We start from the raw sequence: 24,622 nt of genomic DNA on the forward strand, positions 1-24,622 counted from the left end.
TATTTAATTATTGCGCTACCGTTTTGTATTTAAACAGGTTATTATCGGAAAATAGATCCCGAGTAGCTTGATAATTAAAGAGGTCGCAGATGACTACTGAAGCACTTAATAAGTCTGACTTAATAGAGCGCATCGCGCTAAAGAATCCGCATTTGGCTGAACCTTTAGTGGAAGAAGCAGTTAAAATTATGATTGATCAAATGATTGAAGCTTTATCATCTGATAACCGTATTGAGATTCGCGGGTTTGGCAGCTTTGCATTGCATCATCGTGAGCCTCGTGTGGGTCGTAATCCTAAAACTGGTAAATCTGTTGAAGTTGCAGCAAAAGCTGTTCCACACTTTAAGCCAGGTAAAGCACTTCGTGATGCAGTAAACGAATCTGCAAACAAATAAACAAGATATTTACGGGGTGTTCATGCGTTACGTTCTGGTCATTCTTTTATTGCTCGTCTTTGGCTATTCATTAGCTTTGGTGTTGCAAAACGGGACTGAGGTCTCAGTGGACTTGTTATTTACTCAAGTTCCTGCAATGCGCTTAGGGTTATTGCTCCTTTTGACTCTTTCCTTAGGAATAGTGGTTGGCTTGTTACTCGGTGTGCAGGTTTTCCGCGTTTTTCAGAGTAATTGGGAAATTAAACGACTACGTAAAGATATTGAACATCTACGTAAGGAACAGTTGAATACTGCCAAGATGATGGCAGCAGAAGCGGCAGCTCATACACGACATGAGAAAACAGTATTAGATATTAATTCTAATGACAGGCCATCGGCACCGCTTTAGACAAAAATGAGAAGTCGAAGTAATCTACTGATTTTTTTACTTCGCCTGTTTTGATTAAACGCCTTTTAGCTTAGCTTCTAAGGCGTTTTTTATTGCTAAATTATATTTAGAAGAAATATATAAAAATTATATAAATAAATGACTTAATTTGAATCAAAAAATCATTTTTGCGAAAATATTCTTGGTTGTTATAGGGCTAGTCCGTATAATGGTTTAATTTTGTCAATTTGAAGGGTCTTCTCATGAGTATCATCGTTGCACTGGATGCTAAAAGTCAATTTGATGCCTTAACGATTGCAGAGCAGCTCGATCCTGCCTTATGTCGAGTAAAGGTGGGCAAAGAGTTATTTACTCATGAAGGTCCTATCATTGTAAAAGCACTTCAAGACAAAGGTTTTGACGTGTTTTTAGATCTGAAGTTCCATGATATTCCGAATACCACTGCACAAGCGGTATGTGCTGCGGCAGACTTGGGCGTGTGGATGGTCAATGTCCACGCTTCAGGTGGTCGTAAAATGATGGAGACCTGTGTTGAGCGTTTAAAAGCAGGTAACTATAAGACTCAACTCATTGCGGTAACTGTGTTGACTTCAATGGGGCGTGAAGACTTGAAAGATATTGGCTTGGATATCGAGCCTAATGAACATGTAAAACGTCTGGCTCAACTCACCAAAGACAGTGGCCTGGATGGGGTGGTCTGTTCCGCACAAGAAGCGAAAATGCTGCGTGAAACCATTGGACAAGACTTTGCACTGGTCACTCCTGGGATTCGTCCTGAAGGTTCAAATGCAGACGATCAAAAACGTATTGTGACACCAAAGCAGGCAATGCTGGACGGATCAACACATCTGGTGATTGGTCGACCAATTACCAAGTCTGAAAATCCTCGTCAAACCCTAAAAGATATTCTGGCAACATTGTAATTCCGGTTACCTGATGAAAAGCCTTTCATATGAAAGGCTTTTTTTATACATTAAGAAAAGCTGTATAAAAATAAAAAGGAATTTCAAATGAGAATAATAAAGACACCAGAACAAAAGATGCTAGAACAAAGGCTGGAGATGGAAAAAATAGCAGATCAGTTCGAACAGCAGGAAAAATATAAACAACAGGCACAGTCGGGTTCATGGGACTGGATGTCAGGCCTTGATAGCATAGATATTGTAGAACTCGCTTCAGAGATGATGGAGACAGTAGGAGATTCATTGAGTAGGGTTGATTTGAATTTTTAATATTCCGTAGTTTATTTTATTTCTAATTGAATCCCCCTAAATCCCCCTTTATGAAAGGGGGACTTCTCCTCCCTTTAAAAAAGGGAGGTCGGGAGGGATTTTTAAATTACCGCCAACACACTTACCGCTACTGGCGCCAATACAGATAAAATAAAACCGCTCACCATGGCATGTGGAATAAAATCATTGCCACAGGCCTGTTTGACCATGGGTAAAGTCACATCCATCGCAGTCGCACCTGCAGCAGAAATTGCTGATCTTGGGTAACGCCAGCCGGCACAATACATCAGTAAAATCGCAAAAATTTCCCGAAACAGGTCATTCATCAGGGCAATACTACCCAGTTCTGCATTTCTCAGTTCTGTGACGACAACACCCGACATGGAATAAAAACCATAACCTTGCGACAGCATAATCAGGTCTTTTAAATGAATATCTGGATTCCAGAAAGAATAGACAATTGCTGCCACGCATGAACCAGCAATACAACCTGCCGGAACCAGCAGGATTTTCCAGTTCAACCATGAGCGATCAAGTGGTGAATAGGCAAGATCCAGTCCAATCAGAAACATAAAGACCAGTAATAAATGCCAGGTGCTGATTTGAATAGAAAGACCCATTTGAGTGGAACTATAATGCAGCAAGTAGCCAGCGGCTAAGGCGAAGAACGCATAACTGATATTGATCAGTGATTTAATCACTAGCTCAGTGGAGACTCGTCCAGAAGAAGGTTGAAAATCTGCCCATTTAAATAGCAGATAACAACAGCCAAATGCCCCAATAGAGGTGAGAAAAGCAATTGTAATAGAGGTATTTAGAATCTGAGCAGGATGAGGTAATTCCGCTAAAAGTTCAGAAAACTCAAAAGCGATGGCAATCAGTAAGATATAACTAAAATAAGGAAGAACCTTAAAGCAGATTTTTGTGAAGGGAGCAGGAAGCCGTTTCGCAAAAACAAAGCCAAGTGCTAAACAGACCAGAAGTTGGGATACTAACCAAAGCGATTGCATAATAAAAAAGTATGATAAATCAGTCTTTATTATGCCATCGCTAGCACTATGTATGTGAAGGGCTTTTAACTGGCTTTATTTAAAAAATAGTAATCTGCCGCATTAAGGGTTTTGATTTTGAGCCAGTATTTCCAGGTATAAGTGGGCCACAAGGCAAAATTTTTCCCACCTTCCTGTTGATACCAGCTGACACAGCCAGATTGCCAGACCGTATTATCCAGCATATGTTGGACATCCTGATTGAATTTTTCCTGTACCTGATCTTTGACCACAATTGCATCACTATGTGATTGATCCACTAGAGCGATCATTTGTAGGATATAACTTACTTGGGCTTCAATCATGAAAAGCACTGAGTTATGTGCCAGCACAGTATTCGGTCCTAATAGCTGGAACAGATTCGGAAAACCTTTCACACAGATTTCATAATAGCTTTCGGCACCATCTTTCCAGACATCATTCAAGTGAATGCCATTCAAGCCAGTGCAATCAAAATTTTTCAGATAAATTCTAGGATCAGTAATAAATCCGGTACCGTAGATCAGGCAGTCAATCGGACGTTCTTTACCATCTGCTGTAATAATACTGTTTTCGGTCACTTCACGAATGCCTTCAGTCACTAGTTCCACATTTTTACGGTTAAAGGTGGGGAAATATTGATTAGACACCAGAATCCGTTTACAGCCCATGATGTAATCTGGGGTTAATTTCTTGGCAGTTTCCTTGTCTTTGACCTGATAACGAATATAAGCTTCAGCCAGTTTCTGAGCATATTTCATGACAGCTGGTTTAACGATAGGCACCACGCGTGATTCATTGGACCAGTACAGCCGAATACGGTGTAACTTGCGGAACCATTTATATTTGGAAAACAGCTTTTTTTCCAAGTCATGATATAGGCGCTCATCCCGTGGAATGACCCAAACCGCAGTGCGTTGCAAGACATAGAGCTGTTTGCATTCGGGTGCAATTTCAGGGATATATTGAATTGCACTGCCACCTGTCCCAATCGATGCGACATTTTTTCCCTTGAGATCATAATGATGATCCCAGTGAGAAGAATGAAAGATTTTGCCCTTAAATTTTTCAATGCCCGGAATATGGGGAATTTGAGGAATATGTAAAGGGCCAGAGGCAAATACTACAAACTGGGCTTCCAGAATGCTTTGATCCTGCAGATGGATCTGCCATAAGCATCGGTCTTGCTGGTAATGAACCCCAAGTACTTCGGTATTCAGCCGAGCAAAAGCCCGAAGATTATAATCACTGACTAAATCCTGAATATAGCTAAAAATTTCCGGTGCTTCGGCATAGCGTTTTGACCAGTCAGTTTTGGGAGCAAAGGAAAGGGAATACATATGTAATTGCACATCACAGGCCGCTCCCGGATACTGATTATCGCGCCAAGTTCCACCAAAATCGCTATCTTTTTCTAAAATAATAAAATCATGGATGCCTTGCTGCTGTAAACGTACTGCCATCGCTATCCCGCCAAAACCGGCACCGATAATGGCCACTTTGGTATAAGGATGAGTGTGGGTAAGGCTTGTATTGTCCAGCATCTTCGCATTCCTTGCTTATTTTAATAATGGATAATTATCTTGATTTATTAACTGGCCATTAGATATAAAATTGATCTAAACGGCAATAGCCGACTGCTTATTTTTATAGTACAACTAGAGCTATCACATTGTATTTGTATGGTTATGAAACGTTCTGTTCTCAGTCTGATGTATCTGATCCAGGGCATGCGCAAGGCTGGCATAGAGGTCGATCAAAAACTGCAAAATATCGGCTTGCGTGTTGATGCGCTTGATCCGACTTCAATTATTCACCCAAGCGTGGAATATGATGTGCTCAAGGTGGTGGGTCAGGATATCCAGCCAGAACAGGGTTTATTGATCGGCCAGCATTATGCATTGGCAGGTTATGGGCCTTTGCTGATGTTGTTGGTGACCAGTCCTACTGTACGTGATGCGATGCACCAGGTGATTCGTTTTCAGCAATTGACGCATCTTACCGGTCAGTTGGGAGTGGAGCAAAGTGAGTACCGCAGTGCGCTTTGCTATTATCCCAAGAAAACGGAAGATCATCTGGGAATGCTGGTCGCGCAAGCTGAGATTTCAGGTACTTTCAAGTTCATTCGCGATATTTACAAGATGATGGGTTTGTCCAAGCCTGACTTGCAGATTGAACTGCCTTTCGCCGCACCGGAACAACCTGCTACCCAGAAAATCTATCATGATTATTATGGAACACAGGTACAGTTTGGTGCTGCAAGAGCTGCATTCTGGTTTGATGAGGCCATTTTGGATATCCGAATTCCTTCAGCAGATGCGGAGACCTTTGCAGTCTATGAAGCAAAGTGTCTGACTGAACTGGAACGTCTGGCGGAAGATGCTGATGTCCCGACTGTGGTACAGCGAGTACAGGATTATCTGGAGCTGCAAACCGGTTTGATGCCGAGTATGGCTGAAACGGCTCAGGCTCTGAATATTCCAGAACGTACTTTACGCCATCAATTACAGCAGTTCGATACCAGTTATAAACAGATTCGCGAAGAGATTATTAAAGATAAAGCTTTGCGACTCATTGAATATAAACAGTATTCGATTGAAATGATTGCAGAGTTATTGGGTTATTCCGAACCGGCTGCTTTTAACCATGCCTTTAAGCGTTGGTTTGGGCAAAGTCCTCGGCAATATATAAAATAGCCTAAGTTAGTTAATGCCAAAGTGTTATAGTGTGCGTTCTAAACTCCGCTATAATTAAACAGATCCTGAATAGTACGAAACCTATGTCCGATTTTAATTCACAGCACAGCACCGCTTTTAGTCCGATCTCTCCTGCAGAACGTTATGCACAGGCTTTGTCTTCAGGACAGTTTATGCCTGATGATGCACAGGCCATGGCAGTACATGAGCTGAATCGTACCTGGCTGGAATTAATTCAGCGCTTCAAAGCGTCTAAAAAAGCCTTTCGCCGTTTTCGTCGTCAGACTTCGCCAAAAGGCGTATATATGTGGGGCGGAGTAGGTCGTGGCAAGACCTGGCTCATGGATCAGTTTTATGAATCGATTCCATTTCGCCGTAAAACCCGTATGCACTTTCACCATTTCATGCAACATGTGCATCGTGAATTAAACAAGCTTTCGGGTCAGCGCAATCCTCTGGATCTGGTAGCGGATCAGATTTATAAAGATGCTGTGGTGATCTGTTTTGATGAATTCTTTGTATCTAACGTGACAGATGCCATGATCCTGAGTGATCTGTTCCAGAAGCTGTTTGAGCGTGGCATTACGCTGGTGGCAACTTCGAACATTGCACCAGATGGTTTATATAAAAATGGGATTCACCGTGACCGTTTTCTGCCAACCATTGAAATGGTCAAGAAAAACTGTGTCATTCTGAATGTAGATGCCGGTGTGGATTACCGTTTACGTGTCTTAAAGCAGGCGCAATTATTCAAATATCCACTAACGCATGATAATAAAAACTGGTTGGCACATCGCTATACCGCACTGACTCAAACCCAAACCTCTTCTCAAGAACCAATCATCATCAATAACCGCATTGTTGAAACTGTGGCACATACTGAAGATGTGTTGTGGTGTGAGTTCTCTGAACTATGCCTAAAACCGCGTAGTCCGGCTGACTTCATTGAAATTGCGAATATCTACAATACGGTATTGGTCAGCAATGTGCCGCATTTAACCGATTTCCTAAATGATGCCACACGCCGTTTTATTTATCTGGTCGATGAATTTTATGACCGTGGAGTCAAATTACTGCTGACTTCAGAAGATAATATTATTGATCTTTATAAAGGTGAGCGACTGGCTTTCGAAATTGAACGGACCCGTTCACGTTTGCTAGAGATGCAATCAGATGAATATCTGCATTCAGAACATCGCCAGATCGAGAAAATAGCTTCAAGTGAGCCTGAATAAATACAACAAGCGCTGGTCATGACCGGCGCTTTTTTATGCATTCCATTGCGTCAAAGATCGACAAGCTCAGCCAAACATGGCTTAATCTTGATCTAAATATGACCTTGTATAAAAAGAACGGACAACTTTTATTCAAAAATCTGAACTTAAGTCTAATTTCTACATTTCAAAAACTTTATACACTGTCATGAGGGTATTTAGCAGGATGATATTGCATCGTGTGTGACATCATTTAATAAGAATATGAGGGTATTCTTATTAGAAAAATGCTCATTATTTTGCGGTGTGATAGTACTATTCAGCTAGATTTTAATCGGTATACTAGAATCTCTTGTATAAAAAGTAGCAATATCAGGAAAGACAATGACTGCACGTATTCAAAAAGGCAAGTTAGCGATTGCTAAAGAACTTTACGATTTTATCGAAAATGAAGCACTACCAGGTTCTGGTTTGGACAGCGAAACATACTGGAAGAACTTTGAACAAGTCGTTGTTGATCTTAGCCCTAAAAACAAAGCACTTTTGGCTAAGCGTGATGATATTCAAGCTAAAATTGATGAATGGCATCGCAATAACACATTTGAATTACAAGCTTACAAAGCTTTCTTGACTGAAATTGGCTACTTATTACCAGAAGTAGAAGATTTCCAGATCAGCACTGAAAATGTAGACGAAGAGATTGCACTATTGGCTGGCCCACAGCTGGTAGTTCCAGTACGTAATGCACGTTACTGCCTGAACGCAGCGAATGCACGCTGGGGTTCTTTATACGACGCTTTATACGGCTTCGACGTGATCTCTGAAGAAGATGGTGCTGAAAAAGGTAAAGGCTATAACCCGAAACGTGGTGAGAAAGTTATCGCATTCGCGAAAAACTTCTTAAATGAAACATTCCCGCTGGCACAAGGTTCACATGCTGATGCAACCAAATATGCAGTTGAAGGTAATGCACTGGTTGTAACGCTGAAAGACGGCTCTACCACAACTGTTGCGGATAGCTCTAAATTCGTTGGTTACAATGGCGAAGCTTCTGCACCGACTGAAATTGTATTGAAAAATAACGGCCTGCATGCGATCATCCAGATTGATGCAAACAGCCCAATTGGCCAAACAGATGCTGCAGGCGTAAAAGACGTTGTGCTTGAAGCAGCTGTAACGACGATTCAGGACTTGGAAGACTCTGTTGCAGCAGTTGATGCTGAAGAAAAAGTAGAAGGCTACCGTAACTGGTTAGGCTTGATGAAAGGTACGCTTGAAGAGTCTATCGAGAAAAATGGCAAGACCATTACCCGTAAACTAAATGCTGACCGTACTTTCAAAAATGTTGAAGGCGGTGAGACCAAGGTTCATGGCCGTTCATTGATGCTGCTTCGTAACGTTGGTCACTTGATGACAAACCCGGCGATCCTTGTAGATGGCGAAGAAATTTATGAAGGCATTATGGATGCATTGGTCACTCCATTGCTTTCTGTGGCTGATATCCGTGGTGAGAACACGATCAAGAACTCACGTACCGGTTCTATGTACATCGTTAAGCCAAAAATGCACGGTCCGGAAGAAGTTGCATTTGCGGTTGAACTGTTTGAACGTGCTGAACAGGCGCTTGGCTTACCTGCTAAAACGCTGAAAATTGGTATCATGGATGAAGAGCGTCGTACTTCAGTTAACCTGAAAAACTGTATTGCTCAGGCGAAAGACCGTACCATCTTCATTAACACCGGTTTCATGGATCGTACAGGTGATGAAATCCATACCTTCATGGAAGCAGGTCCATTCGTGCGTAAGGGCGAAATCAAAGGCCAAAAATGGTTCCCAGCTTACGAAAACCGTAACGTCATGGTAGGTTTGCAAACAGGTCTACGTGGTAAAGCACAGATTGGTAAAGGCATGTGGCCAAAACCAGACATGCTGTTAGACATGTACAAGACTAAGACTGAGCACCCTGAAGCAGGCGCAAGCTGTGCATGGGTTCCATCTCCAACAGGTGCAGTGATTCATGCGATTCACTACCATCAAATTAATGTAGCGAACCGTCAGCAGGAACTTCTTGCAACTGAAGCATTGCCTTTAGATGATTTGTTAACTCCACCTCTTGCAACTGATACTAACTGGTCTGAAGAAGAGAAACTGAAAGAACTGGAAAATAACTGCCAAGGTATCCTGGGTTATGTGGTTCGTTGGGTTGATCTGGGTGTAGGTTGTTCTAAAGTTCCAGACATCAATGATGTGGGCTTGATGGAAGACCGTGCAACTTTACGTATTTCTTCTCAGCATGTTGCAAACTGGTTACGTCACGGAATTGTAACGCGTGAACAGGTTGAAGAAGTAATGCAACGCATGGCGAAAATTGTGGATGAGCAAAATGCGAATGATCCACTGTACAAGCCAATGGCTGCTGACTTTGACAACAGCATTGCATTCCAGGCTGCTTCTGATCTGATCTTCAAAGGTGGTGAACAGCCATCAGGCTATACAGAGCCGCTTCTACATGCAGCTCGTTTAAAACTTAAAGGTTATACAGGTGACTAATCCTGTAACTTGAAAAAAAGCCTCTTCGGAGGCTTTTTTATTGCTCTTAAAAAAGATCTAAGGATAAAAATGTTCTTTTGGAAGGTAAACTAACTGACTGAACACCTAAAACAGAACAATGTCACAGAAGAAAATTTTAATAATAATTATCTGTTAAACAGTAGCTTTATATCTGCCAGTCGGTATTCCTATGAGCGTTTACAGTTCCTCATGCTGGGTAGCTGTAGAGCTTTGGATAGTGATATTTAAGACTCAGTTTAATTCGCAATTTTTAATTTCTAAGAATCGTATTTTGGCTGATGTACTGGAAGATTTAAACTGCGATAAAAGAGAATCATGCATCAGTAAGTTCCACTTACTTATAAAGTTAAAGATAAAAGCGTAACAATTCGTCGCTGTCACTTCCATCCTGAAATGGCTCTGCTAAAGTAAAAGCAAATCAATAAATTGCAGGGAAGAACAGCATGGCATATCAACATTTGGATCAGCAGTTTATTGCGGGTCAGTGGCAACCTGGCCGTTCCCAGAAAATGATTCAGAATTTGAATCCTTATACTCAAGATACGATTTTTACTTTGCAGGCTGCCAGTACAGCAGATGTTGATGCGGCTTATGCGGCAGCTGATAAAGCCTTTCAACAGGGTGCTATTAAATCAGTTGAGTTAAGACAGCAAATCCTGCAAAAACTACAACAGGTGATTCAGGCACGCCAAGATGAAATTATTGACTGGTTAATTCTTGAGTCTGGAAGTACCCGTTTTAAAGCGGGTCTGGAAGTTGGCGCTGCTTTATCCATTATTCAGGAAAGTCAGAAATTTCCGGAGCAGATCAAGACTGAACAGCTGGAGAGCAAAGATCCCCAACGTAAAAGTCTGGTACTGCGTAAACCCTTGGGTGTGATTGGTGTCATTAGCCCATGGAATTTTCCATTTCATTTATCCATGCGTTCGGTAGCAACAGCGATTGCCTGTGGAAATAGTGTGGTACTCAAGCCAGCAAGTGATACACCAGTGACAGGTGGAACCTTATTAGGCAAATTGTTTGAAGAAGCTGGTTTACCCGCAGGTGTGCTCAATGTGATTTCAGGTGCAGGCAGTGAAATCGGTGATTATTTTGTCGAACATCCGATTCCAAAAATGATCTCATTCACGGGCTCTACTGAAGTCGGACAGAATGTAGGAAGTAAAGCCTTAGCCAGCCCTCGAATTAAACGTCTGGCGCTGGAACTGGGCGGAAATGCGCCACTGGTGATTCTGGATGATGCTGATCTTGAGCTGGCAGTAGAACTGACAATCATGGGACGCTTTATGCATCAGGGGCAAATCTGTATGAGCACCAATCGGGTCATTGTCGATGCGTCTATTCATGATGCCTATGTGGAAAAACTTTTAGAGCGAGTGAAAACTGTTGCTGTGGGTGATCCAAATCTAGAAGAGACCATCATTGGGCCGATCATCAATCAGAGTCAGATCAAAAAACATCAGCAGATTATTCAAAGTGCAAAAGAGCAGGGTGCAGAGCTGGTATACGAAGGGGGGATAGAAGGTAATCTGGTCTATCCACATATCTTTACTGGGGTAGCACCTGAATCTCCACTGGCTCAGGAAGAAAGTTTTGGACCGATTCTGCCAGTACTGAAAGCTCGTGATGAAGCACATGCCTTAAAGCTGGCCAATGATACCCGTTTTGGCTTATCTAGTGCGGTTTGTACCTCGAATATTGAACGTGGTATTAGTTTTACAGAACAGCTGGATATCGGTATGACTCATATCAATGGTATTAGTGTGGCAGATCAGGCTAATGCTCCGTTTGGGGGAGAGAAAAACTCTGGGCTTGGGCGTTTTAATGGACGCTGGATTTTTGAGGAATTCACCCGTACTCACTGGCTGACTGTACCCAGTGAATAATATTAAATGATAGAAACTTATCCATAATCCATACAGGTTTAAGCTTGGCATCAAGCTATAATCAGAACATCAAGTGATCTGTCTGATTAAGCATGTGTGCCAACTTTAAGCCTTTAACTTCACAGCAAATACATGATCTGGGCTTGCCGGAAATTCCCTTTGAATATCCGGAAGAAGTCTATCCGAATTATGCTACCCCCTTGTTATTTCAATCTGATCAAGGTCTGGAATGGCGCTCGGTTAACTTTGGCTTTATTCCCAAATGGGCAGAGGATAAAACGATTGGGACAAAAACCTACAATGCCAGAAATGAAACTTTGCTGCAAAAACCAACCTTTGCAGAAGCGACAGCCAAATGCAAGTTTGGGGTGATTCCCGTCTCGGAATTTTATGAGTCAAAGTATTTTGATAATAAACCACAGCGCTGGGGCGTCAGGCGTAAAGATGGAAAAGCGACCTTTATTGCGGCACTGTATGAAATTGCTCGGGTGCAGGATGAAATCGTACGTTCGGCTAGTATGATTACGATGGATGCAATAGACCATCCCATGATGAAAGAGTTTCATGAGCCGGGGAATATTAAACGTTCAGTTATTGTGATTCCGCACGAACGTTTACATGAATGGCTGAATCTCACGCAACCGGATATTCGTAGCTTTGTACAGGGATTTCCAGTGGAGGAGTTCGAATGTTCACATGTACCAAAAGAAAGAATCAAAAAAGCCAGTCCACAGCTGAACTTTTTTGATTCCTAAAACCTAGAAAGCAATGGCGGTTCGTTAATTATTATAAAAGGTGTTATTGATCTCGCCAGCTAAATTCAAAATTGAAAAAATACTTAACGAGCCAAATTTTTAAAGATATGGCGTAAGCTTTCCATAGTTTTTTCAATTTGTAATGGGGTTAGCCCTTCAAATGACTGTTCCAGTACAACATTGGTCAGGTCATTAATTTTATGTGTCATTTCCATTCCTTTTTCAGTCAGCACGACACGGGTAATACGAGCATCGTCTTCACAGGAATAGGTTTCAACCAGACCTTCATCTTTTAAGCGATAAACGATCTTGGTGGTTGTCGACATTTTAGATACGACCATTTCTGACAGGTCAGAAACGCTGGCATGTGGTTTGGCTTTAAGAGCAAGCAAGATACGGCGACGTGAATTATCGACACCATACTTTTTTAGTGCATGATCTACATTTAGGACATATTGGGCATGGACTTGAGTCACCCAGTAGTATGGAAAGTTTTCTAAATTAAAGTCTTCTGCACAAGGTAAAAATTTTGCATATTTTTTAGTCATGAAATGTTCCTTTTATTTATTTTTCTAGGGCACTGACATTTTATGTAAAAGTTTATACATGTTTCAACCTTTATTTTTAAAATGTTAACGAGATTGCATTTGTTAGATCTTCTTAACATCAAAAAATCAGGCGATTTACATGTTGTAGCTCAATCGGGGCAAATTGTAACTGTCTTTATCCAGATGAATGGCATTGATATGACATGCAAATCTTAAGGCTCCAGATTAGGTTTAGAGTCTAAATAAGAGCTGGGTTGGCAAACCATATGGATAAATGGCCGACCTGCGCATATCTTACTTTTGGTGAGTATGCGGAAATACAATTCAAAATCGATGCTGTTTAAATGAATGCTCTGATACATTTTTAATCTGTAGCACGATGCAGATGCGGATTTCTCAAATCTGACCGAAAGCTAGAGCGAGTACATTTAAATTGGTCACTCATCGAATAAAACCGTTTTGGATGAGAAACTTATGCATCTTTTTGATCCCACGACTAACTATTCATAACGTGTATGAACCATTTTAATAAAAAAATCCATATTTAAAATATGTCTTTAGATAAGTGGATTTAATGGACTTAGTCGGATAGTGGATGATTCAATATTTTATGATGCATGATTAGATATGAATATTAAGAGAAACAGTAATTTATATCTCAGGCTTCTATCAGTTAGATTTAATGCGCTTAGGGTCAAAAAGAAGCCTAAATTTTCTTTAATTTGTAATGAGTTATGTAGAACATAACAGATTCAGGCCAATGATTTGAAAATTAAAAGATTTTAGAATGAGGAGAGGCAAAGCGGTGCAACAGTTTTTCATAAATTTTATTGTTCAAAAATCATAAGTTTATGCATAATAGATACATCTTAAGTCGAAAAGGTTAAATTAAATGGATCCCTCGCCGTGCGTTGATCTTCCATATTCGTTGCTTACATACTCAAACGGGATGGTGTTCTAATGGAATTTTTATTAGATCCCGGAATTTGGGTTGGTTTAATTACTCTTATTATTCTCGAAATCGTTTTAGGTATTGATAACCTAGTCTTTATTGCCATTCTGGCTGAGAAACTTCCCCCTGAACAGCGTGATAAGGCCCGTGTGATCGGTCTATCCTTAGCCTTGCTGATGCGTTTAGGTCTGTTGTTCGCGATCTCCTGGTTAGTCACCTTGACTCAACCGCTTATTCAATTATTTAACTGGACCTTCTCCGGACGGGATTTGATTCTGCTCTTTGGTGGTTTATTCCTGCTCTATAAAGCTGTTACCGAACTTCATGAAAAAATTGAAGGCAAGCCTGAAATACAGGTTACGACCAAGGTGGCATATGCAGGCTTTACAGCAGTTGTGGCTCAGATTGTCATACTGGATGCCGTATTTTCACTGGACTCGGTGATTACCGCCGTAGGTATGGTCGATAATATCTATGTCATGATGGCGGCCATGATTATCGCGATGGCCGTGATGTTATTGGCGTCTAAACCATTGACTGACTTTGTGAATCGTCATCCTACGGTCGTGATTCTGTGTTTGAGCTTCCTGCTACTGATCGGGATCAGCCTGATGGCAGAAGGTTTCGGTTTCCATATTCCGAAAGGTTACATCTATTCTGGTATTGGCGTTGCAATTGCAGTTGAAGCCTTTAACCAGTTTAGTCAGCGCAATGCTGCGAAACATGAAGCCAAGATTCCGTTGCGTCATCGCACTGCTAACAGTATTCTCCAACTGATGGGCGCTAAGCTTGAAACCACCAGTACTACTCAGCATGAAGCACAGGAAACCTTTGCGGATGAAGAACGCTATATGATTGGCGGGGTATTGACCTTGGCAGAGCGTTCTGTAGCATCGATCATGACCCCACGAAGTCAGATTTCCTGGGTCGATCTGGAGGATAGTCCGGAACAAATCCGTGAAAAAATCCTGTCTGTACCCCACAGCCTGTTTCCGGTTTGTCGGGGCAGTCTGGATAAGGTGATTACCATCGTTCGTGCCAAAGAGCTGTTAGATGTACTGGATGAACCGGAAGAGTTAAAAGCTTTGATCAAGCGTCATCGCCCTATCTATATCTTTGAAAGAATGAAGGTGATTGACGCGATTAATACCTTACGTACCTCAAAAGGCTCTCTGGTGCTGGTAAGCGATGAATTTGGTCATGTACAAGGTCTGATTTCACCGCTAGATGTGTTTGAGGCAATTGCCGGTGAATTCCCGGATGCCGATGAGCAGCTGGATCTGGTCAAAGTTGATGATACACACTGGATTGCATCTGGTATGCTGGATTTGTACCAGTTAGAACTTGAGCTCGGTATGCTGGATCTGATTGATGAAGATGCAGGCTATATCAGTGTTGCCGGTCTGATTCTGGATAAAACCAATAGTGTGGTCGAGGTAGGCACTGAACTGAACTACCAAGGTATTCAATTCAAGGTAATGGAAATCGAAAATAACCGGATTAAGTCGGTGAGTATCCATTATCAGGGTTAATCGCCTGTCTTGATTATTTTTTGAGTCAGTTGCTTAAGGGCAACTGACTCTTTTATTGAATATTATTTATGACTTAGATATTAATGCTCACCTAAGCTTATTCTTCAGGCTAAATGGAGTATTGAATATTTCGGAAGCCAAGAATGCGTAATAGGTTTTACAGGTTTAGAAGTAATAAATCTTACTGAAGTATCAAAATCCAGACATGCTTTATTTAGAATTATTAAACAAATTTAAATAAAGTTTAAAAATAAGTGTGAATTTGACTAAGTGGTAAAATATATATTTCACGTAATTTTGAAAGATATTAGTCAAATTCGAGATACAAAAGCTCATCTAAAGCTTACACAATACTCAGCTTGAGCGCTTGAAAAATTATTTTTGCCAGATTAGGGCTGAATTTAATTATCTAAAAATAAGTTGAATAGTGTAATAGGGTGTTCTATGTGTTCATTATAAAACACCCGACTGATGCTTAATCCGCCAAAATCCGAAAGTCTGCATATTGACGGATCGTTTCTATATTCAATTGATGGATCTCATCGGTAAATGCAGCATTAAACTGGCCTAAGGTCGGTGCTTTGGCAAAAGCCAATTGACCGGCGATTGCAAAATGAACATGAGCAGAGAGCGCTGCGATCGCAGGAGAACTTACTGCACTATACGCTGCAATCAGGGCCCCTAGGGCACATCCAGTTGCTGTGACGCGCGGCTGTAAATATGAACCGCCTAAAACCTGAATCACCGGATAATCTCTGGAAATGATGTAATCAGACTCACCTGAAATAGCGATACATTCACATTGTTCCAGTAAGGCCTGCGCCTGTAGATAGACTTCTGAGCTATCGACAGTGCTATTGACGCCTTTGGACTCAATATTTTTCCCTGCCAAAGCACCAATTTCTGAAGCATTCCCCCGTAAAATTGTGGGTTGATAGGTCATGAGCTGATCCACAACACCTGAACGCCAATGCAGTACATTTCCATAACCAACAGGATCTAGTACCCATGACTTTTGGATACTGTGTGCTGTTTTAGCAGCGATCTGCATCGCATCGACCTGTTCGGTAGTCGGCGTTCCCAAATTTAAACTGAGTGCTCCAGCAATTTTGACAAAGCTCTCTGCTTCAAAAGGATTATCAATCATAGCGGGCGAAGCATTCGCAGCCAGCAAGATATTGGCCACATAATTGCTGGCCACCGCATTGGTCATCACATGCACCAAGGGTTGCTGCTCTTGAAGCAATGACCAGGCTTCACAGATCTGATCGAAAAGAGTATTTTGTAATTGTTGCACGGAAGTATTCATCATCCTGATCTTTCAAATATGAATAGAGCTGCTAAATGCTTAGCGGGTAAAATAATGGTCTTGATGTTTGCAGTTACGGCATAACAGGCTGACATAATCGCTGGCATCATATTCAACAGTAAGCTCTTGTGAGCCGCAATGCATACAGCGTTTTTGTGAATAAAATTTCAGGCGTGGTTCAATCTTTTGCCATGAACGCCAGACCGGCTGGAAGAAAATATTTTCATCATAACCCAGGAAGCGGAAAAACAGGATGCTGCTCATTTTGCTCAAAGGCAATTGCGGTGGACGAGGCAGGATAGAGGTTTCCCATTTTTCATTCACTGAACGTTCCCGATATTGCTGTAGGGTCTTTTTCAGTAAATTGGTATTAATGAAATTTTCATTTCGTGGTTTTAAAGCTTTCTGCTGATACAGATATTCGAGGGCCGATTGCACCAGATAATAAATCTGTCCCACAGCCAAAACATCGAGCAGGCGATAGCAGAAAGCCTGAAAACTTTGATTGCCCGCAATCTGGATACCCCAGCTACGGCAATAGAACTGAGCGAATTGAATGACTTCCTGATACAGCAGACAATACAGTGCATCTTTGACTTCATCCGCACTTTTAAAAGGTACGCCTTTGCTCAGATTTTCATAGAACCAGTAACGCAATTGCTGGGTAATACTAAACAGGCTTGGCTCAGAATAGCCATCCAGACGTACATTAATATAGTACTGCTGATTCTCTTGTTGAATATCTCTAGGAACTAGAATCTGGTCTTTCAGCAGATTTTTGACCAGACCATGCTGATACAGGTAATTCGGGCTGATGGAATAATATTTAATGGCATGCCAGTCAATATATTCCTGATGCTGGCTATGTTCCTGAACCTGTTCATCCAGAATCGAGAGCAGAAACAGTTTATTAATAAAGCTGAGCTGATTGAGCTCATATTCATGCCGATCCTGTTTTTTATGAAATTTCCGGTTTTCCTGTAAACGGACTTCTTTCAGCATACGTTTACGCTGAGCCAGACACTGATCGCAATAACAGTTATGTTTCTGGTCGGTATAGAGCTGATGCTGGCAGTGGCTGCATTCATGATAAGTAATGTCCTGATCATACTGTTCTGCCTCGATCCAGTACATGGAGGCCTTACATAACGGGCACTGCGTACTTTCATCAAGCTGTTTTTGCAGAACGTTGAATACCATGATTGCGCACAACTCCAGAATAAAGAGAAACTGCGATTATACACAGCTCATCAAAGTCACGCGTCATTTGACAATATTTTTAATAAAGCAGATTTCAGAAGAAGAGAGCCTTTAAACGAACAGAGCTACCGAAGTAGCCCTGTATTCAAGAAAACTAGATCATCGTTTTTAAACGGGGCAGGGTAATGTTTCGTCTTCCTCTCCCTGATGTTTCGCTTGAATCAACGCCTGCACTTTTTTGGATGGAACCTTTTTGGCACCGAGTGCATCATAAGTATTCAGAATCGCACTGACCTCATGCGCCTGTAGCTGGACGCCTTCAGAACTCATGAACAGGGCAATAACTTTATGATCAATATTGGCCTGATCCAGAACCTGAAGTGTTTTAAGATTTTCAATCCGTACCACATGCTGTTTTAAATACATAGCTCACCTCAATTTCTTTGTTGTCGTTATTTTTGGAGTCTTTGCGCTTGGAGAAAACACACTTAAACTGTAGCAAAAACTATGCTCATTTTTTAATCAATATTTCGGAATTGCTATTAATCATAAATTATATATTTTTAAATCAAGCACATAAGAAAATGTAAAAAAATATGATATTAGCCGAAAACTTGGCATATATCTTTCTTTGAATCCTGCCATTGCTGTTGGGTGATGCAAAATGCATTCAAACTGGTGCATGTCATTTGTGCATTTAAAATGAAATTTGGAACGCAGATTAACCAGAACTTAATCTTTTAGAAGTCAGGTTTTGCAGCGCCCAGCATCTAAATTAGATATAAGGTTGTCCTGAACCCAGGCAGTAATTTTTCATATTGGAATAATACTTTGCATGTGCAGGAATCATGCATAGAGGAATCATACAGTGCAGATGAAAGCTTTTTTTATTTTATCTTTAAGTTGTTTTAGAGATGGGGATTTTAGATATCGGGCAAATATAAGGCGATTATCGTATATTTTGATGTAGCTCAATTGAAAAGATCAGTAATTATTCCCATATACAATACAAATGAAACGCACAGACAGGTTCAAGATCAAGGCGTATGATCAATGCATTGACAATCTTTTGCCTTAGAAGCTGTGCAAAAAGGATCAGGACATTATATGAATATCGCGGCGAATCCGGTGATCGAAGCAGATCAAACCATTTATTTAAAAGACTATCAAAAACCTTCTTTTGTTGTAGATTCAATCGACCTGAATATTCAAGTCTATGACGATCATACGCTGGTCAGCAGCAAACTGGAGATGCAGCGTCAAACAGCAGGTGATCTGGTATTGCTTGGTCGTGACCTGGAACTGCAATCAATCCAGTTAAATGGTCAGCCACTAAATGCATCAGATTATATTCTAGATGCTGAGCAACTGGTGATTAGCAATGCTCCAGATCAGGCGACTATTGAAACAGTGGTCAAGATTCATCCAGAAAGCAATACCATGCTGGAAGGTCTGTATCAGGCCAGTTCAGATCTGTTCGTGACTCAAAATGAGCCGGAAGGTTTCCGTAAAATCACGTTCTATCCAGACCGCCCAGATGTATTGTCTGTATTTACTACTCGTGTTGAAGCCGACAAAAAGTATCCGGTTCTACTGGCTAACGGTAACCTGATCGAAACTGGTGAAGTGGATGAAAACCGTCACTATGCACTTTGGCAAGATCCAACCAAAAAACCAAGCTATTTATTTGCCTGCGTGATTGGTGATCTGGCAGTGATGAAAGATCGCTATACCACATCAGAGGGTCGTGATGTCGCACTGGAAATCTATGCCGAAGAAAAAGACATTCCAAAATGCAAAATCGCGATGGAAGCGTTGAAACATTCCATGCGTTGGGATGAAGAGCATTATGGTCTGCCATACGACCTTGATAATTATATGATCGTAGCAACCAGCGCATTTAACATGGGTGCGATGGAAAACAAAGGTCTGAATATCTTCAATACCTCATGTGTATTGGCTGATGAAGAATATACAACTGATGTTGCCATCATGCGTGTGCAATCAGTGATTGCCCATGAATATTTCCATAACTGGACAGGTAACCGGATTACCTGCCGTGACTGGTTCCAGCTGTGTCTGAAAGAAGGTTTGACCGTATTCCGTGATCAGTCTTTTTCTGAAGATCTACAATCTGCTGCGGTACAACGTATTGATGATGTGGCAGTCCTGAAAGCGCATCAGTTTCCGGAAGATTCTGGCCCTTTATCGCATCCACCGCGTCCGGATCATTTTGTAGAAATTAATAACTTCTATACGGCGACCGTGTATGAAAAAGGTGCAGAAATTAACCGTATGATGGCGACTTTGCTCGGTAAAGAAAAATTCCGTCAAGGTACAGATGAGTATTTCCGCCGTCATGATGGTCAGGCCGTAACGGTTGAAGACTGGGTAGCTGCCTTGACTGCCGGTTCAGGGGTAGATCTATCAAACTTCCTGACTTGGTATAACCAGCCAGGTACACCGAAACTGGTCGCTAAAGGTGAGTATGATGCAGATACACAAACTTATCGTCTTCGCTTTAAGCAAAGTCTGAAAGCTCATCCGAAATATCCGAATCTGAAAGCTGTTCCGATTCCAGTGGCTTTGGCTTTGTTTGATGCGGCTACAGGCGAGCAGCTGAGCCTGCACTCTGATGCCTTATTTGAAAATGGCGTCAAAGATGGGGTGTATCTGTTTGATCAGGATGAAGCGACCATCGAGTTTAGCGGTCTAACCAGCAAGCCGGTGGTTTCTTTACTACGTAACTTCTCTGCACCCGTTGATCTGCATTTTGATTACTCTGAACAAGAACTGGCGTTCCTGTTGCAATATGAAACCAATGGTTTTAACCAGTGGCAGGCGACCCAGACTTTATTAGAACGCATTTTGTTGGATGATCAACCTTCTGAAATCTATATCGAGGCAATGCTAAATACCTTGCCTGATCTGATTCAAAAAGATCCGTTATTGGCTTCCCGTCTGTTTGATGTACCGGCTGAAGGTTACCTGGGTAGCCGTATTGATACAGACTATAATCCAGCCATGATCAAGGAAAAACGTGATGCCTTGCTGCATAAATTGGCACGTGCCTTTGGAGCAACAGCTAAAGAAATCTATCTGAGTCTGGATCCTGAGCTGCAGTCAGATTTCTCTCAGGCGATGGGTGTGCGTGCACTGAAAAATATCATGTTGATGCTGATTGCACGTCAAGGTGATGAAAGTGCATTTGAACTGGCAGAGCAGCAATACCAAAATACAGGCAATATGTCTGAACGTTTGGGTGCCTTGCGTGTGCTGGTATGGAATGATGCGCCTCAAGCCAAAGCATTCCTGGATGATTTCTATAACCGCTTTAAAGATGAAGCACTGGCACTGGATCAATGGTTCATGCTGCAAGCAGCTCATCCAAAAGCGACTGCAGAAACAATTAAAGCACTCACTGAGCATGCGGATTATGACTTGAAAGTGCCAAACCGTATCCGTGCGGTGAGTGGCGGTTTGAATGCCAATCCGGTCAATACCTGGAGCTTTGGTGTGCAGCATTATATCGAGCTGGCGAAATATCTGGATCAGAAAAACCCGATTGTCGGTTCACGTCTACTTCAGGTGCTTTCACGCTGGTATACCCTGATTGAACCACAACGCAGTGAAGTCAAAGCACAACTTGAAGCTTTAAAACCACAGGTGAAATCGAAAAATGTCTCAGAGACATTGAACAGTATGTTAAGCGTATAAGATCGTTATGTAAAAAGCCGGATCAACTGATCCGGCTTTTTATTATTGACTTATTTTAAATGGTGAATTTAAGCGCATTTAAAATACTATAATGTGAAATCAGTCACATAAAAGGTTTACAGTAAGAGGCTAGACAGGAAAGTAAAACTATACTTTTCTATTAAACATGAAGAAATCTTCAAATTGATATACTAGAGGTCTTATTCAAGATGTTAGTGAAAATCGAAGATGGTTTTTATTTAAATACTCGGCATATTATTGCGGTTCATGTCAGCAGAAATGCTGCGACTGGTCTGTTTGAAATCTCCCTTCAATATACACCGCATTCTATTCAGCAAGCTGGAGAATACAAAAAAGTATTTAATAGCCAGCTGGATGCTGAACTCTTCCTGAACGAACTGAATCAAAAAGTTCGCTAAAAAAAGCCTGCATCGCAGGCTTTTTTGTTGTCTGGGTTACGTTAAGGTCTCACAATCAATACCGGAATCTCGGACTGGGAAAGGACATTCTGTGCCACGCTGCCCAGCATCAGTTTTTGCAGACCTTTACGGCCATGTGATCCCATGATAATCAGATCGGTCGGAACTTCCTGCGCTGCCTGAAGAATTCCTTCAGAAGGTGCCATACCATGAATGATCTTGGTCGTGACTTGTGTACCATCATGCACAAAATTTGCCTTAATCTCATTTAAAAGATCCAGTGCATGTTGTTCTGCCTGCATGAAATAGTCAGTGACTGCGGGAGCAACCTTATAAAAGTCCACGCCTTTAAATGGGTCTACAGCAATAATACTGACCAATGTCACCTTACTATTAAAAGCTTTGGCCAGCTCACGGGCATGTTCAGCTGCAGCATAGGACATCGAGGATTCATCGAGTGCGACAAGAATATGTTCATAGTTTTGCATGGTGCTTCCTCATTTTTAGAATATGCAGTGAAATGATCATTTAGAAAATGGAGGTTTACTGTAGAAGGGTTCAGACAGAAACACTGCCTGAAAAAATTGCGCACCTTGAAGATGCGCAAATCAGATTATTTTTTAACGATTAACACCGGAATTTGACTGGCGCCAAGAACATCCTGTGCAAAGCTGCCCAGAATCATTTTCTGGAAGCCTTTACGGCCGTGTGAACCCATGACGATTAGATCAGCCTGGGTTTCCTCTGCAGTCTCAGCAATATGTTCGGCATTCACCAGGCCAGTCACAATGCGGGAATCTGCTTCTATACCTTCACTGCCTGCAATTGCAGTGGCTTCTTTTAGGGCATTTTTTGCATTGGCATGAGCCTGAGCAAAATACTCTTTCATAATCGTTGAACTGTAGTAGAAGTCAGCTTCAGTAAAAGGGTCTTCTGCAATCAGGCTAATCAGGGAAAGTTTACTGCCAAATGCCTTGGCAATTTTGGCTGCATGTCGAACTGCAGAAAAGGAAATATCTGAACCGTCTACTGGGACTAAAATATGTTGGTAAGCCATGATTTTTCTCCGTATGTTGTGTGTTTTTTACGCTCTGATTTATTGATAGCACAATGTACCCATGGGTGCAATTGCAAAAAGCTGAAAAATGGCAAAAAATCTTTAAATTACAGGTATTTTCACATAAATGCAGAGATTTGATGAAAGAAAAAACAGAGCAAAAAACTAGGGATTCAGGTTTTATTGATCAAAAATAACAGGATAAATGACGCTGTTTTTCTGGGGATGGTTTAAACTGCCTGAGCTTATTTTTGGGCTGATCGAGGGGGAAGGTTTTGAGGTTTTTTGCTATTCATTTATTGTTGTTCTGTTCAATTATTCTGGCAGGCTGTCAAAATACTGTACAGAACAGCCGGGTCATTGCCAGTGCTTTTAATTTGACCACAGGGATGCAGCAAAAGGTGATGGATCGCTATGCACCAGGTTCGGTCATCGTGCATCAGAATATTGTCTATGAACCGCAGCAAAAACTATCTCTGGATCTGTATCAACCACAAAATATCGAAAGTATTGGCCCTCAACCAACTATTGTGTGGATTCATGGTGGTGGCTGGATTTCTGGTTCAAAAGAACATGCCCGAGGTTATTTTAAACTTCTGGCTGCGCAAGGTTATAACGTGGTATCGGTCCAATATCAGTTTGCACCTCAAGCCATTTATCCAAGCCAGTTACATCAGATTGATCAGGCCTTGGAGTTCATTACTCAACATGCAGCCGAATACCAGATTGATGCCGAAAATTTATATCTGGCCGGAGATTCTGCCGGAGCGAATATGGCCAGCCATTATGCTGCGCTTCTAACAAATCCAGACTTCGCCAAACAATCTAATTTTCAGCCTTATCTGCAACCATCCCAGCTTAAAGGTCTGATTCTGCACTGCGGTATTTATGACCTGGAGTCATTTGCCAGTACCGCACCTGATGAAATGAAGATCGTAGAGTGGGGAGTATATAGCCTGATTCAGGCCTATACAGGGGATCGTAAAAATGATACCGAGTTTCTAAAACGTATTTCTCCAATCCAGTATATTACGCCATCTTATCCGCCAGTATTCATTAGCGGGGGCAACAAGGATTTTCTGACCGACACCCAATCCTTGCCTTTTATCAAAGCTTTAAAAGCGCAGCAGGTTCCAGTAACAGAAGTTTTTTATCCCGAATCTAAAGCTTGGTTGATTCATGAATATCAGTTCTTTATGGGCAAGAAAGAAAGTCAGCAGACTTTTATCAAGACGCTGGATTTTTTGCATCAGCTTTCGCCCCTCAGCATAAACTTATAAAAAATTTATTTCTTAAGACCATAACTAAGTTTAGGTCTAGGAAAGATAAATTTGGAGAGTGAAAAAATGAATCCTGCAACTTGGGCATATTTTTTGTTGGGTTTGGCCATTATTGCCGAAGTCACTGGCTCTACATTTCTGGTGAAATCTGAAGGCTTTACCCATTTGTGGCCTTCTTTAGCGGTGGTTGTTTTATTCTGTATCGCCTTTTATTTGCTGTCTCAGGTGATTAAGGTGATTCCTTTAGGCATTGCTTATGCGATCTGGGCCGGTGTCGGGATCATTCTCACGGCCATTGTCGGTTATATTGTATTTAAGCAGGCGCTGGATCTTCCTGCTTTTATTGGTATTGCACTGATTATTTCCGGTGTAGTGGTCATAAATCTGTTTTCTCAAGCAGCAGGGCATTAAAAAAAGATAGACATAAGTCATCTCTACTTTTA

At 41.5% G+C, this 24,622-nt stretch carries 23 protein-coding genes; 15 read left to right on the forward strand and 8 right to left on the reverse strand.

The window, feature by feature from the left end:
- Positions 1 to 89: 89 nt before the first annotated feature.
- The 4 genes from FTU03_RS06475 to FTU03_RS06490 all read left to right on the forward strand — a co-directional run bounded on the left by FTU03_RS06475 (position 90) and on the right by FTU03_RS06490 (position 2,015).
- Positions 90 to 395 carry an integration host factor subunit beta gene (locus FTU03_RS06475; RefSeq protein ID WP_005097312.1) on the forward strand — a complete coding sequence of 102 codons (306 nt, stop codon included), beginning with the start codon at positions 90 to 92 and terminating at the stop codon, positions 393 to 395.
- Between the two features lie 22 nt (positions 396 to 417).
- On the forward strand, positions 418 to 783 hold the full coding sequence (locus FTU03_RS06480) for a lipopolysaccharide assembly protein LapA domain-containing protein (RefSeq protein ID WP_005236124.1): 366 nt from the start codon (positions 418 to 420) through the stop codon (positions 781 to 783).
- Positions 784 to 1,025: 242 nt separating this feature from the next.
- Positions 1,026 to 1,706 (forward strand): orotidine-5'-phosphate decarboxylase, encoded by a 681-nt coding sequence (pyrF, locus tag FTU03_RS06485; protein ID WP_166139453.1) that lies wholly within the window; start codon positions 1,026 to 1,028, stop codon positions 1,704 to 1,706.
- An 87-nt stretch (positions 1,707 to 1,793) separates the two neighbouring features.
- A complete protein-coding gene (locus FTU03_RS06490; protein ID WP_005236122.1) occupies positions 1,794 to 2,015 on the forward strand; it encodes a hypothetical protein in 222 nt (73 codons plus the stop codon).
- Positions 2,016 to 2,116: 101 nt separating this feature from the next.
- Here the strand turns inward: FTU03_RS06490 and FTU03_RS06495 are convergent, their stop codons facing one another.
- Positions 2,117 to 3,025 (reverse strand): lysine exporter LysO family protein, encoded by a 909-nt coding sequence (locus FTU03_RS06495; protein WP_179992442.1) that lies wholly within the window; start codon positions 3,023 to 3,025, stop codon positions 2,117 to 2,119.
- 65 nt (positions 3,026 to 3,090) lie between these two features.
- On the reverse strand, positions 3,091 to 4,587 hold the full coding sequence (locus FTU03_RS06500) for an NAD(P)/FAD-dependent oxidoreductase (RefSeq protein WP_179992443.1): 1,497 nt from the start codon (positions 4,585 to 4,587) through the stop codon (positions 3,091 to 3,093).
- A gap of 144 nt (positions 4,588 to 4,731) precedes the next feature.
- On the opposite strand from FTU03_RS06500, the gene FTU03_RS06505 reads away from it, so the two are divergent.
- The 5 genes from FTU03_RS06505 to FTU03_RS06525 all read left to right on the forward strand — a co-directional run bounded on the left by FTU03_RS06505 (position 4,732) and on the right by FTU03_RS06525 (position 12,165).
- Positions 4,732 to 5,739, forward strand: a complete 1,008-nt coding sequence (locus tag FTU03_RS06505) for an AraC family transcriptional regulator (protein WP_166135051.1) — start codon at positions 4,732 to 4,734, stop codon at positions 5,737 to 5,739.
- Between the two features lie 83 nt (positions 5,740 to 5,822).
- A complete protein-coding gene (zapE, locus tag FTU03_RS06510) occupies positions 5,823 to 6,974 on the forward strand; it encodes a cell division protein ZapE (protein WP_104425963.1) in 1,152 nt (383 codons plus the stop codon).
- A gap of 363 nt (positions 6,975 to 7,337) precedes the next feature.
- The gene (locus FTU03_RS06515) at positions 7,338 to 9,503 is read left to right on the forward strand and encodes a malate synthase G (protein WP_034702314.1); all 2,166 of its coding nucleotides are present in this window, start codon (positions 7,338 to 7,340) and stop codon (positions 9,501 to 9,503) included.
- A gap of 464 nt (positions 9,504 to 9,967) precedes the next feature.
- Complete coding sequence (locus FTU03_RS06520; RefSeq protein WP_179992444.1) at positions 9,968 to 11,410, forward strand: aldehyde dehydrogenase family protein; 1,443 nt, start codon at positions 9,968 to 9,970, stop codon at positions 11,408 to 11,410.
- 92 nt (positions 11,411 to 11,502) lie between these two features.
- Complete coding sequence (locus FTU03_RS06525; protein WP_004783965.1) at positions 11,503 to 12,165, forward strand: SOS response-associated peptidase family protein; 663 nt, start codon at positions 11,503 to 11,505, stop codon at positions 12,163 to 12,165.
- 83 nt (positions 12,166 to 12,248) lie between these two features.
- Here the strand turns inward: FTU03_RS06525 and FTU03_RS06530 are convergent, their stop codons facing one another.
- Positions 12,249 to 12,713 (reverse strand): MarR family winged helix-turn-helix transcriptional regulator, encoded by a 465-nt coding sequence (locus tag FTU03_RS06530; RefSeq protein ID WP_179992445.1) that lies wholly within the window; start codon positions 12,711 to 12,713, stop codon positions 12,249 to 12,251.
- Between the two features lie 960 nt (positions 12,714 to 13,673).
- Between FTU03_RS06530 and FTU03_RS06535 the strand changes: the two genes are divergently transcribed.
- Positions 13,674 to 15,197, forward strand: coding sequence for a TerC family protein (locus FTU03_RS06535; RefSeq protein WP_179992446.1), 1,524 nt, complete (start codon positions 13,674 to 13,676; stop codon positions 15,195 to 15,197).
- 475 nt (positions 15,198 to 15,672) lie between these two features.
- On the opposite strand, the gene thiM is transcribed toward FTU03_RS06535, so the two are convergent.
- The 3 genes from thiM to FTU03_RS06550 form a co-directional block, all read right to left on the reverse strand.
- Complete coding sequence (gene thiM / locus FTU03_RS06540) at positions 15,673 to 16,506, reverse strand: hydroxyethylthiazole kinase (RefSeq protein WP_179992447.1); 834 nt, start codon at positions 16,504 to 16,506, stop codon at positions 15,673 to 15,675.
- Positions 16,507 to 16,545: 39 nt separating this feature from the next.
- Positions 16,546 to 17,706, reverse strand: a complete 1,161-nt coding sequence (locus FTU03_RS06545; RefSeq protein ID WP_179992448.1) for a hypothetical protein — start codon at positions 17,704 to 17,706, stop codon at positions 16,546 to 16,548.
- 168 nt (positions 17,707 to 17,874) lie between these two features.
- Positions 17,875 to 18,132, reverse strand: a complete 258-nt coding sequence (locus FTU03_RS06550) for a hypothetical protein (protein ID WP_004783954.1) — start codon at positions 18,130 to 18,132, stop codon at positions 17,875 to 17,877.
- Positions 18,133 to 18,813: 681 nt separating this feature from the next.
- On the opposite strand from FTU03_RS06550, the gene pepN reads away from it, so the two are divergent.
- Positions 18,814 to 21,423 (forward strand): aminopeptidase N, encoded by a 2,610-nt coding sequence (pepN, locus tag FTU03_RS06555; protein WP_179992449.1) that lies wholly within the window; start codon positions 18,814 to 18,816, stop codon positions 21,421 to 21,423.
- Positions 21,424 to 21,632: 209 nt separating this feature from the next.
- Positions 21,633 to 21,842 (forward strand): hypothetical protein, encoded by a 210-nt coding sequence (locus FTU03_RS06560; protein WP_004783945.1) that lies wholly within the window; start codon positions 21,633 to 21,635, stop codon positions 21,840 to 21,842.
- A 41-nt stretch (positions 21,843 to 21,883) separates the two neighbouring features.
- Here FTU03_RS06560 and FTU03_RS06565 read toward each other — a convergent pair whose 3' ends face one another.
- Together FTU03_RS06565 and FTU03_RS06570 are read right to left on the reverse strand one after the other, a co-directional pair.
- Positions 21,884 to 22,330, reverse strand: coding sequence for a universal stress protein (locus FTU03_RS06565; RefSeq protein ID WP_104425970.1), 447 nt, complete (start codon positions 22,328 to 22,330; stop codon positions 21,884 to 21,886).
- A gap of 125 nt (positions 22,331 to 22,455) precedes the next feature.
- A complete protein-coding gene (locus FTU03_RS06570; RefSeq protein ID WP_125279008.1) occupies positions 22,456 to 22,899 on the reverse strand; it encodes a universal stress protein in 444 nt (147 codons plus the stop codon).
- 53 nt (positions 22,900 to 22,952) lie between these two features.
- On the opposite strand from FTU03_RS06570, the gene FTU03_RS06575 reads away from it, so the two are divergent.
- From FTU03_RS06575 to FTU03_RS06585, 3 genes are all read left to right on the forward strand, one after another.
- Positions 22,953 to 23,096: a hypothetical protein gene (locus FTU03_RS06575; protein WP_166135019.1), complete on the forward strand. Its 144-nt coding sequence runs from the start codon at positions 22,953 to 22,955 to the stop codon at positions 23,094 to 23,096.
- Between the two features lie 78 nt (positions 23,097 to 23,174).
- The gene (locus FTU03_RS06580) at positions 23,175 to 24,179 is read left to right on the forward strand and encodes an alpha/beta hydrolase (RefSeq protein ID WP_179992450.1); all 1,005 of its coding nucleotides are present in this window, start codon (positions 23,175 to 23,177) and stop codon (positions 24,177 to 24,179) included.
- A 66-nt stretch (positions 24,180 to 24,245) separates the two neighbouring features.
- Positions 24,246 to 24,590, forward strand: a complete 345-nt coding sequence (locus FTU03_RS06585) for an SMR family transporter (protein WP_179992451.1) — start codon at positions 24,246 to 24,248, stop codon at positions 24,588 to 24,590.
- The last annotated feature ends 32 nt before the right edge of the window (positions 24,591 to 24,622 follow it).

Origin of the sequence: Acinetobacter sp. YH12046 (assembly GCF_013419905.1) — a bacterium.
Lineage (GTDB): Bacteria > Pseudomonadota > Gammaproteobacteria > Pseudomonadales > Moraxellaceae > Acinetobacter.